The sequence below is a fragment of the Bifidobacterium apicola genome, from assembly GCF_042846865.1.
GTDB classification, from domain to species: Bacteria; Actinomycetota; Actinomycetes; order Actinomycetales; family Bifidobacteriaceae; genus Bombiscardovia; species Bombiscardovia apicola.
Map to the genome: position 1 here is coordinate 461248 of NZ_BAAFQQ010000001.1, position 14062 is coordinate 475309.

Sequence of the window (14062 nt, forward strand, 5' to 3'; positions counted from 1 at the left end):
CCACTCAGGCCGTTCTGCTCTTGGGATCCAATGCATCCTTGACCGCGTCGCCCATCATGATGAAGGCCAGCACAGTGATGGCCAGGGCTGCGGAGGGATAGAAGAGGACCGAGGGGTTGGTGGTCAGGAGGTTCTGGGCCGTCGAAATGTCCCCGCCCCAAGAGACCACGGTGGAGGGCAGGCCGATGCCCAGGAAGCTCAGAGTGGCCTCAGAGACGATGTAGGTGCCCAGCGACATGGTGGCCATGACGATGACCGGGGCCAGGGAGTTGGGCATGATGTGCCGGAAGAGGTTGCGCAAGGGCGTGGAGCCCAGGGCCGTGGAAGCGGTGTTGAACTCCAGATTCTTGGCCTCCAGAACAGCACTGCGGGTGATGCGGGCCATATTGACCCACCCGAAGAGTGTCAGAGTCAGGATGATCTTCCACAGGGATGTGGAGGTGCGGAACATCTGCAGGAGCACGATGGCGCCCAGAATCATGGGGATGGCGAAGAAGATGTCGGTGATGCGGCTGAGCACTGCGTCAACCCAGCCCCCGAAGAATCCGGCGATGGCACCGATGAGGCCGCCGAAGACGGTGACAAGAATGGTAGTCATGATGCCGATGGCCACCGAGGTCCGGGCCCCATGGATGACGCGGCTGTAGACGTCGCAACCCTGCAGGTCGAAACCGAAGGGGTGCCCCGGTCGACCTGGTTCCAAGGAGTTGGACAGGCTGCAGGCCATGGGGTCCTGCTTGGCGAAGAGATTGGGGAAAAGGGCCACCAGGATGACCACGATCGCCAGGATTGCGGAGATGATGAAGAGCGGGTTGCGTCTCAGGGTCTTCCAGGCATCAGCCCACATGCTGGTAGGCGGCACGTCCTCATCCACTGAGTCCACCTCGCGCAGGGGCGTCTCGTCGATGGGGGCCACAAACCGCTCCTGCCCCGGCAAGGGGTCCGGGAAGTAGACGCGGGCCTGGCTTTCGTTCTGTTCGCTTGACTCGTTCATTGCCGTTTCACTCATAGTCGGTCCCTCTCCCTCACGCATACCGGATCCGCGGATCGAGCACTGCGTAGAGCAGGTCGACCAGGAGGCTGGTGATGACGAAGATCAGGACCAGAATGGTCACGATGGAGACCACCAGGGTGCCTTCGCCCCTTAGGATGGCCTGGTAAAGGGTGTTGCCTACGCCCTGGATGTTGAAGATTCGCTCAGTGATCATGGCCCCGCCCATAAGTCCGCCGATGTCGGCGCCCAGGTAAGTGACTACGGGGATCAGGGAGTTGCGCAGCACATGCCGCACGATGACAGACCGGTTGCTCATGCCCTTGGCCCGAGCCGTGCGCACATAATCTTCGGAGATGTTGGAGGTGATCTCCGTTCTGGTCAGACGGATGATGGATGCCATGGATACCGACCCCAGTACAACGGCCGGCATGAGCAGATCAATGAATCCCGGATTGGCCCCGGCTGTGGCTGGCAGCAAATGCCATTTGACGCCGAACAGGTACTGCAGGATGAAGCCGGTGACGAAAGTAGGCACCGAAATCAGCAGCAGGGAGAGGACCAGGATGATGTTGTCCGACCACTTGCCCTTGGTCAGGCCGCCGATGATGCCGAAGATCACGCCAAAGATGCCCTCGAAGACGAAAGCCATCAGCGCCAGCTTGATGGTCACTGGGAAGGCCCTGCCGATCACGCTGATCACAGGCTGACCGGCGAAGGTGTTGCCGAAGTTCAGGGTCAGCGCATTCTTCAGGAAGAGCACGTACTGCACGATGAAGGGCTTGTCGAGATTGTATTCCGAACGTATCTGTGCGGCAACGGCCTGGTTGACCGGCTTGTCCCCGAACATGGCGGCCACAGGGTCGCCAGGAAGCGCGAAGACCAGCGCGTATATCAGCAGTGTCGTGCCGAGAACGACGGGGATCATCTGCAGAATACGTCGCAGAAGATATTTTCCCATCGGCTATTCTCCTTTGTCATCCGCGACCGGGATCGGCATGGGGATCAGGGTCGCCGCAAAAATTCTTGTTTGAGTCTACCAGCACACCTCAACAGGGGTGCAAGGACACCAAGGCCGGCGCGGAGTGGATCCTTCCGCGCCGGCCCGGGCGGCGTCAGTTTTCAGGTGCGGGATTCAGACTCCCGTCACCTCACTTGCTGATGTTGTAGTAGGCAGGGACGCCCTTCCAATTGAAGGAGAATCCCTTGATGTTCTTGGCCGCCACGCCATTGGAGTTCTGGTAGTAGAGCGGAACTGCGGGCAGGTCGCGGAAGAGCAGCTCCTCGGACTGCTGGTAGATCTTGTTGGCCTCGTCGATGCTCTTGGCGGAGGCTGCCTTGTCCATCAGGTTGTCGAACTCGGGGTTCTTGTAGTCGCCGTCGTTGGAACCGTTGCCGTTGGCTGCCGAGCTGGCGAAGTTGCTGGACAGGTAGCTCTCGGGCGAGGGGTAGTCGGGCTGCCAGCCGGAGCGGAAAGCCGAGTCGGTGAACTTGCGGTTCTGCACGTTGGAGCGGAACTCGCTGAAGGTGGGCAGAGGGTTGCCTGCAGCCTGAATGCCCAAGGCGTTCTTGATGGAGTTGGTGACCGCATCGTAGATCTCCTTGTGGGCGCCATCGGCGTTGTAGGCGATCTTGAAGGTGTCGCCCTCGCCCCATGGGGAGATCTTGTTGGCCTCGGCCCAGAGCTCCTTGGCCTTGGTCGGGTTGTACTTGAGCACATCCGATCCCTTGATGTCGGTTGAATAGCCGGGGATGACGGGGGCGGTGAAGTCGTGGACTTCCTTGGCGGTTCCAGACAGCACCTTCTTGATGATGGTTGCCCGATCGATGGACATGGAGATGGCCTGGCGGCGGAGCTTGCCTTCCTGATCCTGGCCGAAGTGCTTCATGTAAGTGGGGATGGTGAACATCTGGATGACTGAGCCCGGGTCGTTGATGGCCTGGACCGTGTTGTCGGTCTGGAAGGTCTTGCGGGCCGAGGCAGGCAGGGTATCCAGCACATCCAGGTTGCCGGCCTGCACGTCGCGGTAGGCTGCGGTTGCATCCGTGTAGGAGCGGAACTCAACGCCGCCGTTCTTGACCTTGATGCCGCCCTTGTAAGCCGGGTCCTTGACGACCTTTATGGCCTTGTTGTGCTCCCAGGACTGGAACTTGTAAGGTCCCACGGTCACTGGCTTCTCACCAAAGGCCTTGGTGTCCTTGTAGAAGGACTCGGGCAGCGGCGCAAAGGCGGTGTAGCCCACCTGGATGGGGAAGGTGGAGGAGGGCGAAGTCAGATCCACAGTGAAGGTCTTGTCGTCGATGACCTTCAGGCCGGAAAGCTGTGCATCGCTAGGGGTGCCTTCCTTCTGCAGGTCGTCATAGCCCTTGATGTTGGCGAAGAAGCTGGAGCCCAGCTGCTTGTTGGCGATGCTGGACGCCCAGGACCAGGCCTTGGTGAAGGACTGTGCGGTGACCGGAGTGCCATCCGAGAACTTCCATCCGTCGTTGATGGTCACGGTGTACTGGGTGTTGTCCTCATTGGCCTTGATCTGCTTGGCGATCTCGTTGGCTGGCTTGCCCTTGTCGTCGAAGCGGACCAGCTTGGAGAACATGACGTCGATGGGGTTGCCACCGCCCACCTCGTTGGTCATGCTGGGGATGAGTGGATTGGCCGGCTCCGGGTTGAAGACCGAGATGACGGCATCCGAGCTGCCGCTGTTGGTCTCCTTGGCAGAGGAGTCGGATCCGCCGGATCCGCCGCAGGCGCCAAGAGTGAGCGCCATGACGCACAGTCCGGCGCCAGCAATGGTCAGGGCCGATTGCTTCTTCATATATACTGCTCTTTCCTTTGGTTGATTTCCCAAATCCGCCGCCAGTGCATAAAACCCGGGCACGAATCCGCTTTGCTGCGGATCCGGCCGGGTCGGTGACGACGGATTATGCCGTTTCCGGCACGATCATCACTGCTTCTTGGACAACTCCGCAAGGTTCGCTTGGCCGTCCCAGCGAATGGCCAATCCCTGCACATTCTTGGCTGACGCACCCTTGTTATTGGAGTAGTAGAGCGGAACTGCAGGCATATCCTGCAGAAGGATCTCCTCGGCCTGCTGGAAAAGCTTGTTGGCCTCGTCGGTGTTCTTGGCCTTGGCAGCCTGCTTCAGCAGGTCGTCGAACTTGGGGTTCTTGTAATCACCATCGTTGGACCCGTTGCCATCAGCCGCCGAGCTGGCGAAGTTGCTCAGCAGGTAGCTCTCAGGCGAGGGGTAGTCAGGCGACCAGGCCGACCGGAAGGCCGCATCCTTGTAGGCGCGCTTGTTGACGTTGCCACGGAACTCGCTGAAGGTGGGCACAGGAGTGGCCACGGCATTGATCCCCAGCGTGTTCTTGATGGAGTTAGCCATGCCGTCGTAGAAGTCCTTGGCGCCTCCATCTGCATTATAGACCAGCTGGAAGCTCTTGTCAGCAGGCCACTTGCTGATGGCGTCCGCCTTGGCCCAGGCATCCTTGGCCTTCTTGGCATCGTACTTCAAGTTATCGGAACCCTTGAGATTCTTTGAGTAGCCAGGAATGGTCGGCGCAGTGAAGTCAGTGGGTTGCACGCCCAGACCGCCCAGAACCTTGTCAATCAGCATCTTGCGATCCAGAGCCATGGAGATGGCCTGACGGCGCAGGTGGCCTTCCTCGTCCTGGCCGAAGTGCTCCATGGTGGTGGGGATAGTGAACATCTGCAGGACGGAACCAGGCTCGTTGTAGCCCTTGACAAGGCTGTCTTTCATGAAGGTCTTCTGGGCCGAGGTGGGAATGGTATCGATCGCGTCCAGGTTGCCCGCTTGCACATCGGCGTAGGCCGAACCGACATCGGTGTAGATCCTGTAGTCGATGCCACCGTTCTGAATCTTGACATCACCCTTGTAGGCGGTGTTCTTGCGAAGCTTGACCATGGTGTTGTGCTGCCAGGAATCGAGCTTATAGGGGCCCGAGCTGACGGGGTTCTCGCCGAAAGCCTTGGTGTCCTTGTAGAAGGACTCGGGCAGCGGCGCGAAGGAGGTGTAGCCCACCTGAATAGGGAAGGTGGAGGACGGGGAACTCAGATCCACGGTGAAGGTCTTGTCATCCACGACTTTCAGCCCGGACAGCTGGGCATCGGCAGACACGCCTTGCTTCTGCAGATCGTCATAGCCCTTGATGTTGGCGAAGAAGCTGGAGCCTAGCTGGCCGTTGTTCACATTGGCTGCCCAGGACCAGGCCTTCGTGAAGGACTTGGCCGTGATGGGAGTGCCGTCCGAGAACTTGCGCCCATCGGCCAAGGTGACCTTGTACTGGGTCATGTCGTCATTGGCCTTGATCTCAGAGGCCAGATCATTGTGGGCCTTGCCATGGTCATCGAACCAGACCAGTTTGGCATTTACGGCATCCACGACCAGCCCGCCGCAGCTCTCCACGGTATTGCTGGGAATGAGCGGCTTGGCCGGCTCGCATCCACGAATCGAAACGACGGTGTTATTGCCTGACTGACTGCTGGACGATTGCTGAGCGCCCTTGGTGTCCGAACCGCTGCCGCAGCCGCTGGCCAAAAGCGCCAAGGCGCAGATGGTTGCGGACACGAGCGTAAGCTGTGAACCCTTCTTCATCGCTGCTCCCTTTCCCTTAATTCATATATCTATTGAGTGTCAACGTCACGTCTGCAACCGGGGACACTAGGATGACCGAACCTCAAAGATCCCTGGCTGACGTGTAAGCCACAATACGCCATATTCTGGTACGAAGATGTTTCGTAAAGCAAGCCTCGTCTCAATTGCCGGTCTCAGGCTCGCGGGAAAGCCTGCCTGTACCGGGCCCGCAGCTGCTCGATGGAAACGTGGGTGTACCGTTGCGTGGTCCGCAGAGAAGAGTGGCCCAGCATCTCCTGAACCTCGCGCAGGTCGGCTCCCCCATCAAGCATATGCGTGGCGGCCGAGTGACGCAGGGCATGTGGAGCGATGTCGGGCACCCCGGCCTGACCCGCCGCCTGATGAACCACCTTGCGGACCTGCCGCTGGCCAATCCTGCCGCCCAATTGACCCAGGAAGAGAGCCTGACCTGCTTTACGGCCCGATTCGGCCGTTGCGCCAGCCAGGACCTGCCGCCCCTCCCCCAACCAGCAATCCAGAGCGCGATCGGCCGGGAGGCCATAGGGCAGGACCCGCTCCTTGGACCCCTTGCCCAAGACCTTTACAGTTCGACTGTGCCGGTTCACATCATTTAGATCCAGACCGCAAAGCTCGGCCACACGCATACCCGTAGCATAAAGCAGCTCCAGCATGGCCGCGTCACGCATCTGCAGGGCCCCCTGAACTTTCTCATCCTTTCGAGGCTCAACCGGATCCTGGTCAACCGTATCCATCAGGGTGCTGGCCTGGTCATGCGTCAGGATCCGAGGAAGGTGCTCGGACTGCTTGGGGCTGCTCAGGGCCAGGGTGGGGTCGGTCTTGATCCGGCCATGTCGGCTCAGCCAGCCGAAGAAAGACCTCAGCGCGGCCGTCTTCCGGGCCATGGTGGATCGGGCGTGGGTCGATGCCTCGTGGGCCAGCCAGGATCTGATGATGACCAAGTCGATCTGCGAAGGATCATCAATGCCATGCAGATGCATCAGATGCAGAAAGCCCGCGAGATCGGCCCGGTAGGACCGCACGGTATTGGGGCTCTTGCCTGCCACCAGGGAAAGATAGTCGGTGAAGTCCTGCAGATCCTGATCCACTCCGGATTCTCCCCTCGCTTGGCTGTGCTGCATCCGCGTACAACATGTGCATTACAGTCTAGGCGCTTTAGCCATCGTCGGAGCCGCGGGCGATACTGACCCGGGAGGTGCATGGACATGCGTTTGCCAGCAACCATACCGGCCGGAGCGCGGCTGGTGGTCAGAATTGCACTTGGGTCGGACCCAGAAGACGGAAGGCCCAAGTTCCGCGACTACGTGGGGCATGTAGTCGACTGGGATGGACGGCGGCTGATCCTGGACAGGGACCCAGCGGCCAATGGTTCGCGCCCTGGAGAGCGCGTGAGACTCCAAGCGGAAGACATGGTGGCCCTGAAGCCGGTCCCGGAACGCCGCTCGCCCCGCCCGGATCCTTCGGATCTCAGTCGATGACCGGCGGGTGCAAAACCCGGGCCCGACTGGTGGTCAGGAATGCCGAGACCTGCTCGCCGCGAAGGGCGGAGTCAAGCAGCTCCTGCCGCCAATGGCCCCCCTGCGGATCCAGTTCAAGGTCGGTGGAGGTGATCTGTTCCTGATCGCCTAGGGCGGCCTTATAGCGCCGGAAGGGGTCCGCCTGGAGAAAGAAGTCCTGGCGCTTTTCACCAGCCTCCGGCTCCTGGTCCCGCAAGAGAGAGGACATGCCCTGCAGATTCTCGACCAGGGTATCCAGCAGGACGGCCACCTGGTCGGCGTTCTCCTCCACCATGGCTCGAGTCCGCTCCGGATCGGTCAAGGCAACACGGGTCATATCCCGCCAGGATCCTGCTGACAGAGCCGAGGCCACCTGGCGGTCAGGCGATGTTGCCAGCATGTTGGCCAAGGCAGTGGCCACCACATGGGGCATGTGCGAGATCAGTCCCGCAGCCCGGTCATGAGTTGCATCGTCCAGGGCGATCAGCCGATTGCCCAGTCCCTGTGTGACCATGTCGGCCACGGTCAAAAAACGGCTGTAATCCGTGTGCTCATCGACGCAGAGGGCCCAGAGGGCGCCTTCCAAAAGAGCCGGGTCCGAATCTGCATAGCCGGATCCTTCGCTGCCCGCCATGGGATGGGCACCTACATAACGATCGGCCAGACCAGCCTGCTCAACCTGACGACGGACCGGACCCTTGACGCTGCCCACGTCGGTCAGGGTGGTGCCCCGGGTCAACACTGGGGCCAGGGCCTGAAGCACGTCAGGCATGGCCCGCAGGGGTGTGGCCAGAACCAGGACATCGGGTTTGCCTTTGGCCAGCTCCTCAAGGGTGTCCACGCAGTGGATCCCCTGGCTGCGGGCCTGCTCGTAGGGACGGTCGTTATGGTTCCATGCGATCACGAACCGGCCACGGGCAGCCAGGCGGCGAGCCAGCGATCCGCCGATCAGCCCCAGCCCTGCCACAGCGATCTTGTGGGCCGAAGTCAGCACCGGCGAGGCGGCCATACCCGCCATCGGGTGCATGTGCTCGGGTCCGGACAAGTCCATGGGCACGAAAGGCGCGGATTCATCTACCATAACAACTCCTTGCTGATCGTCTCGAAATGGGGGTCCTCACCCCGGAAGGCCCCCGCCCTGGGCAGCATCCATTCACGGATGGGCGGGGCCGGATGCGGGGTGCGCGGATGAACCGCCAGTGTCTTGAGCCAGTCCCCCCTTTCGAGCAGGTCGGCCAGCACCTGATGCAGACCCTTCTGCCAAGGTGCGGCGTCGATGCTGGCTACGAAACTGTAGGTCCCGTCGTGCCCTTTGATAGGTCTGGACATGAATGAGGTCATGTTCAGACCCGCGTCACGCAGACGGTCCAACAGGTTGGCCAGCACACCCGGCCCGGTATTCAGGGGGATGAAGGTGACGATGGATTCGAAATCCACGCCCGGCGCCAGACGGCGTGCCAGCGAGGCGGCCTGGTCCCGGGGAGCCAGCAGCAGGAAGTCGGTACGGGCTCCCTGATAGTCCTGTACCTCGCGTCGGTAGGTCTCCAGACCATAGAGACTACCGCAGATGCGAGGGCCTAAAGCCACCTGGTCAGGGCCCAGATCACGGCAGGCGGCAGCGTTGGAATTGGCCGTCACCGGATTGAGGCCGGTCTCTTTGATGAAGCACTTGCACTGGGCCAATCCATGGGGATGGGCGGCAACCTGGCGCAGGGGGCCATGGTCGGCCCGGACGAAGGCATCGAAGACGATGGACAGGCGGACCATTCCGAAGCCCGCCACCGCTCGAGCGTCAATCAGGGCATCCATGTTGGGCACCACATGGCCCTCCACATTGTTCTCCCAGGCCAGCACTCCCCAGCCTCGGCCGTCCTCCACGGCGGCCACAATGGAGGCTGCATCCGGGCAAGGACGCAGATCCGCCCTGCAGCTCAGCCTTGTGTCCATGAGATCGGCGGCTTCAAGGGCGGCCTGATGGGTAAAGGTTCCCTGGGGGCCCAAGAAGTGCAAAGGAATCCTGTCAGGCAGAGTCCCTGACGTTTCTGATGAATCCTGGATCATGCTGATCGCCCTTGACGACGCAGAGGACCATCAGCAAACCAGGAGGCCGGCAAGCAGATGGCCAGTGTCTGGATCAGGACCAGCCCGCCCATCCAGAAAAAGACCGCATACTTGGCAAAGAATGCAGAAAAGTTGGCGTAAGGCATAAGGACATCGCCGCCCGGCCCCCGCATGGAAAGCAGCCAGACGGTGACCGTCGAGGCCACCAGATGCAGGGCCAGCCCCATGGTGCCGCTGTCGCAACGAACCCACCAGGAGGCCAGAGCCACCAGCAGATAGGCCAGGATCATGCCCCAGGGCAGACCTTGGGCGGCCCCGGAACGCTGGACCAGGGTCCCGAGCACGCCCACTGCCAGGCCGATGGGCAGGCCCAACAGGCAACGGAAGGGGCCTGCCTTGTCGGTCTTCCCCGTCGAATAAGAGGAGGTCTGATCCTTGGACGTCGAAACCTTTGTCTTCATGGGTCCAAGACTAGTCCGACCCGGTCACCGTGTGGCGGCCGGGTCGGATTGATTGCTTGCCAGAAAACTTACTTCTTGTTGGCCCTGCGCTGACGGGCGTTCCACTTGTACCAGGCATCCCTGTCGAGGATGATCTTGCGCACACGGATGGACTCGGGGGTCACCTCCACGCACTCGTCATCGTTGGCGAAGTCCAGGGACTCCTCCAGACTCATGTCGATAGGCGGTGTCAGGGTCTCCAGCACGTCGGCTGTGGAGGAACGCATGTTGGTCATGTGCTTCTCCAAGGTGATGTTGATATCCAGATCGCCAGGCTTGTTGTTGATGCCTACGATCTGTCCCTCGTAGACGGGCGACTGGGGCTTGACGAAGAAGTCGCCCCGGGCCTGGAGCTTCTGCATGGCATAGGGACTGGCCTTGCCTGAGCGATCGGAGACCATGGATCCGTTCTGCCGGGTCTTGATGTCGCCAGCCCAAGGGGCGTAGCCAGCAGAGATCGACGAGGAGATGCCGGTGCCGCGGGTGGCGGTCAACAGAGCGGTGCGGAAGCCCAGCAGACCGCGTGATGGCACAGTGAACTGCATCCTGACCCAGCCGGAACCATGGTTGGTCATGGTCTCCATGCGGCCCTTGCGATCGGCCATAAGCTGGGTGACTGCGCCCATGTATTCCTCGGGTACGTCGATGGTGTCGGACTCCATAGGCTCCTGGAGTTTGCCGCCAACGGTCTTGGTGACCACCTGGGGGCGGCCTACAGTCAGCTCGTAACCCTCACGGCGCATCTGTTCGGCCAGAATGGCCAGGGCAAGCTCGCCGCGACCCTGCACCTCCCAAGCGTCAGGCCGGTCGGTGGGCAGCACCTTGATGGAGACATTGCCGATCAGCTCGCGGTCCAAACGGTCCTTGAGCATGCGAGCGGTCAGCTTGTGGTCCTTGCCCTCGGTGCCGGCCAGGGGCGAATCATTGGTGCCGAAGGTCATGGAGACAGCCGGATCGTCAACATGGATCAGAGGCAGGGGGCGGGGATCGTCCTGGTCGACGATGGTCTCGCCGATCATGATGTCCTCAACCCCAGCTACTGCCACGATGTCGCCAGGGCCCGCCTCATCCACGGGGAAGCGTTGCAGGCCCTTGGTGCGCAGAATCTCGGTCAGCTTGAAGTTCTCTATGGACCCGTCCACGCGCGACAGGCCATATTGGCGGCCTTTGGCCAGGGTGCCGTTGTAGATGCGCACCAGTCCCAGACGGCCCAGATAGTCGGAGGCATCAATGTTGGTCACATGGGCCTGCAGGGAGGCGCCCTCCTCGTATTCCGGGGCGGGAATGTTGTTCAGGATGGCTTCGAAAAGAGGCTCCAGGTCGTCATTGTCAGGCACGGCTCCATCGGCTGGCTGGTTCACGGAGGCCTTGCCGGCCTTGGCCGCGCAATATATGACCGGCAGATCCAGGAGGGAATCCAGGTCCAGGTCCACTCCCTCCTCGCTCACGTCCTGGGCCAGGCCAAGAAGCAGATCGGTGGACTCGGAGACTACCTCGGAGATGCGGGCATCGGGCCGATCGGTCTTGTTGATGACCAGAATGACCGGCAGCTTGGCCTCAAGGGCCTTGCGCAGGACAAACCGCGTCTGAGGCAGGGGACCCTCTGATGCATCCACCAGCAGGACCACCCCGTCGACCATGGAGATGCCGCGCTCCACCTCGCCGCCGAAGTCGGCGTGGCCTGGGGTGTCCACCACGTTGATGGTGATGCCATCGGGCTGGCCCAGCTTGGCGGCCAAGGGACCTGTGTACTTGACGGCGGTGTTCTTGGCCAGGATGGTGATGCCCTTCTCCTTCTCCAGGTCGTTGGAGTCCATGACACGGTCGGGCACCTCCTCCCGCTCCGAGAAGACGTGCGACTGCTGCAGCATGGCATTGACCAGAGTGGTTTTGCCGTGATCAACGTGTGCCACAATCGCCACATTTCGTATATCGCCGCGTACCGCCATCAAAACCTCATTCTCGTGAATGCTTCCTCATGCCCGCTGCCGACTTTCTGCCGGCTGGCACGGTCCCGGAATTGGACAAACAGAGACAAGTGTAACCGCCTTGGATGACAGGCGTTCACTCCTCCTCGCTCTGGGGCGAACCCTGGGCCGGATCCGGGGACTGGGACTGTCCGGGCAGCTCTTGCCGAACCTGAGACAAAGCTGTGTCCTCGTCAGGCAGGAAGGGTGCCAGGGAGGGCAGATCTTCAAGCGATTGCAGGCCCATCCGCTCAAGGAAAAGGTCAGTGGTGACCAGCAGCGCGGCGTGGGTCTGCTCGTCCAGGCCCTCCTCGCGGATCAGGCCCCGCACCAACAGGGCCCGGATGACACCGTCTGAGTTGACCCCGCGTATCTGGCCAACCTGGGCACGGGTCATGGGTTGGCGGTAGGCCACGATGGCCAAGGCTTCCAGAGCTGCCTGGGAGAGCCGGGCCGTCTGGCCGTCCTTGACGAAGGCCGCCACCACGGGCTGGTAGACGGTCCGACTGGTCAGCTGCCAGCCCCGGGCGGTCCGACGCAGTTCAAATCCTCGGTCGCTATAGGATTCGGCCAGCGATTCCAAGGCAGCATTGACCGGGTCCGGATCCACAGCCAGCACCCGGGAAAAATCCTCTGCGGTCAGCGGCCGGTCCGTGGCCACCAGTATGGCCTCCAGGCAGGCGGTCAGCCCACCGGGAAAGTCCTGCACGTCGAAGTCCACATATTCGGGACGGGTATCGGGAGCCGATGATTGGCTCATGCGAAGTCCCCCTCACTGATCAAGGCCGTTTCCGGCTCCTGGTTCGGCCCCACCCAGCGCAGGTAGAGCGGCTGATAGGGACCATCCTGACGATACTGGATCAGCTCCTGCCGGAAGAAGACCAGGACGGCCAGAAATCGAGCCACCACCTGCGCCCGCCCTTTTGAAGAAGCGACTAGATCAGCGAAAGCCACAGGCTGACCGGGCTGCGCCAGGAGGGTCCGGCGAACCTGATCGGCCTCCTTGTTCAGATCAACCAAGGGCACGTGCAGCTGGTCCAGGCGAACCTGGGAGGCCGGAGCATTGACCAGAGCGTTGGCACAGAGCAGGGCCAGATCCTCCGGCTTCAGCGTCCAGACCAAGTCAGGCAGCAGATGGGCCAGCTGAGGCTCCAGATGGCCGGGATGCGGGTAGCGACCGGAGTTGGCGGCCAGCCTGGCTCTAAAGTCCTGCCCCGCCTGCTTGAAGGCCTTGTACTGCAGGAGTCTGGCAAAGAGCAGATCACGCTCACGAAGAGCATCCATCGAGGCCTGATCACGCATGGACTCGTCCTCCACAGGCAGGAGAGCAGCGCTCTTGGCCTCCACCAGGACCGAGGCCACGTCCAGGAAAGCGCTGGCCTGGTCCAGCCCCTGACTGAAGTCCAGAGTGCGCACATAGTCCAGAAATTCCCCGGTGATGGAGGCCAGCGAGACCTCCGTCAGGGAGAGTTTTCGGTTGGCCAGCATGCCCAGCAGCAGGTCAAATGGGCCTTGGTAGACATCCAGGTCGACGGCGAAGCCGTCCGTTGATCCGCTCACGCCACGATGCCGCGGGCGATCAGCTCCCGGGCGACCTCCCGATACTCCTTGGCGGTTTTGTGCTCGGGGGCGAACATGGTGATGGGCTCGCCTGCCACAGTGGCGTCGGGCAGCTTGATGGACCTGCTGATGATGGAATGCAGGACCTTGCCCTTGAAAGCCTCATAGATGCGCTGAAGCACCTCGTCAGAATGCAGGGTCTTGGTGTACATGGTGACCAGCACCCCAAAGATCTGCAGGTCGGGGTTGATGCGGCTGCGGACCTTCTCTATGGATTGCATGAGCAGGGCCACGCCGCGCAGGGCAAAGAACTCGGCCGCCACAGGAATGATGACCCCGTCTGCTGCAGTCAGCGCGTTGACGGTCAGCAGACCAAGAGAAGGCTGGCAGTCGATGATGATGACGTCATACTCCTGTCGCAAGGGCCGGATGGTAGCCGCCAATGCCTGCTCCCTACCTACCTCCGTGACCAGCTGAATCTCGGCAGCCGACAGATCAATGTTGGCCGGGATAATGTCAAGGCCGTCAAAACGGGTGTGCCGGACCACCTCGTGCACATCCAGGGAGGAGTCGAACATGGCGGTGTAAATGGTGTTATCCACGCTGTTGGCGTTGATGCCCAGACCCACAGTAGCCGCGCCCTGGGGATCAAAGTCCACGATCAGGACCCGTCGCCCATACAGGCATAGGGCCCCAGCGATGTTGATGGATGATGTAGTCTTGCCCACGCCGCCCTTCTGGTTGCACATGGCTATGACACGGGCCGGTCCGTGCTGTTTCAAAGGCTCCGGGGCAGCGAACGTCTCATACTCGCGCCCTAACAAATCCGTAGGCATGCCTCTACCCTATCAAGTTT

Annotated in this window: 13 protein-coding genes; 1 reads left to right on the forward strand and 12 read right to left on the reverse strand. The window is 61.4% G+C overall.

Going from position 1 to position 14062, the window contains the following annotated elements; translation table 11 throughout:
• Positions 1-4 precede the first annotated feature (4 nt).
• The 5 genes from ACGG9J_RS02090 to ACGG9J_RS02110 form a co-directional block, all read right to left on the reverse strand.
• On the reverse strand, positions 5-994 hold the full coding sequence (locus ACGG9J_RS02090; protein WP_390135283.1) for an ABC transporter permease: 990 nt from the start codon (positions 992-994) through the stop codon (positions 5-7).
• 31 nt (positions 995-1025) lie between these two features.
• Positions 1026-1952, reverse strand: a complete 927-nt coding sequence (locus ACGG9J_RS02095) for an ABC transporter permease (RefSeq protein WP_015021632.1) — start codon at positions 1950-1952, stop codon at positions 1026-1028.
• Positions 1953-2142: 190 nt separating this feature from the next.
• The gene (locus ACGG9J_RS02100; protein ID WP_390133178.1) at positions 2143-3804 is read right to left on the reverse strand and encodes a peptide ABC transporter substrate-binding protein; all 1662 of its coding nucleotides are present in this window, start codon (positions 3802-3804) and stop codon (positions 2143-2145) included.
• Between the two features lie 129 nt (positions 3805-3933).
• The gene (locus ACGG9J_RS02105; protein WP_390133180.1) at positions 3934-5604 is read right to left on the reverse strand and encodes a peptide ABC transporter substrate-binding protein; all 1671 of its coding nucleotides are present in this window, start codon (positions 5602-5604) and stop codon (positions 3934-3936) included.
• A gap of 173 nt (positions 5605-5777) precedes the next feature.
• Positions 5778-6743: a tyrosine recombinase XerC gene (locus ACGG9J_RS02110; protein ID WP_408069104.1), complete on the reverse strand. Its 966-nt coding sequence runs from the start codon at positions 6741-6743 to the stop codon at positions 5778-5780.
• Between the two features lie 84 nt (positions 6744-6827).
• On the opposite strand from ACGG9J_RS02110, the gene ACGG9J_RS02115 reads away from it, so the two are divergent.
• The gene (locus ACGG9J_RS02115) at positions 6828-7100 is read left to right on the forward strand and encodes a DUF6725 family protein (RefSeq protein WP_390133183.1); all 273 of its coding nucleotides are present in this window, start codon (positions 6828-6830) and stop codon (positions 7098-7100) included.
• Here the strand turns inward: ACGG9J_RS02115 and ACGG9J_RS02120 are convergent.
• The 7 genes from ACGG9J_RS02120 to ACGG9J_RS02150 all read right to left on the reverse strand — a co-directional run bounded on the left by ACGG9J_RS02120 (position 7090) and on the right by ACGG9J_RS02150 (position 14042).
• Positions 7090-8127: a prephenate dehydrogenase gene (locus ACGG9J_RS02120; protein WP_390135284.1), complete on the reverse strand. Its 1038-nt coding sequence runs from the start codon at positions 8125-8127 to the stop codon at positions 7090-7092. The genes ACGG9J_RS02115 and ACGG9J_RS02120 overlap by 11 nt on opposite strands.
• 65 nt (positions 8128-8192) lie before the next feature.
• On the reverse strand, positions 8193-9179 hold the full coding sequence (locus ACGG9J_RS02125) for a prephenate dehydratase domain-containing protein (protein ID WP_390133185.1): 987 nt from the start codon (positions 9177-9179) through the stop codon (positions 8193-8195).
• The gene (locus tag ACGG9J_RS02130) at positions 9176-9640 is read right to left on the reverse strand and encodes an alcohol dehydrogenase (RefSeq protein ID WP_390133187.1); all 465 of its coding nucleotides are present in this window, start codon (positions 9638-9640) and stop codon (positions 9176-9178) included. The genes ACGG9J_RS02125 and ACGG9J_RS02130 overlap by 4 nt, the downstream gene beginning before the upstream one ends.
• A 68-nt stretch (positions 9641-9708) precedes the next feature.
• Entirely contained in the window at positions 9709-11628 is a 1920-nt protein-coding gene (gene typA / locus ACGG9J_RS02135; protein ID WP_390133189.1) for a translational GTPase TypA, read from the reverse strand.
• 115 nt (positions 11629-11743) lie between these two features.
• Complete coding sequence (gene scpB, locus ACGG9J_RS02140; protein ID WP_390133191.1) at positions 11744-12406, reverse strand: SMC-Scp complex subunit ScpB; 663 nt, start codon at positions 12404-12406, stop codon at positions 11744-11746.
• Positions 12403-13206: a segregation and condensation protein A gene (locus tag ACGG9J_RS02145; protein WP_390133192.1), complete on the reverse strand. Its 804-nt coding sequence runs from the start codon at positions 13204-13206 to the stop codon at positions 12403-12405. The genes scpB and ACGG9J_RS02145 overlap by 4 nt, the downstream gene beginning before the upstream one ends.
• Positions 13203-14042, reverse strand: a complete 840-nt coding sequence (locus tag ACGG9J_RS02150) for a ParA family protein (RefSeq protein ID WP_390133194.1) — start codon at positions 14040-14042, stop codon at positions 13203-13205. The genes ACGG9J_RS02145 and ACGG9J_RS02150 overlap by 4 nt, the downstream gene beginning before the upstream one ends.
• Positions 14043-14062: the final 20 nt, after the last annotated feature.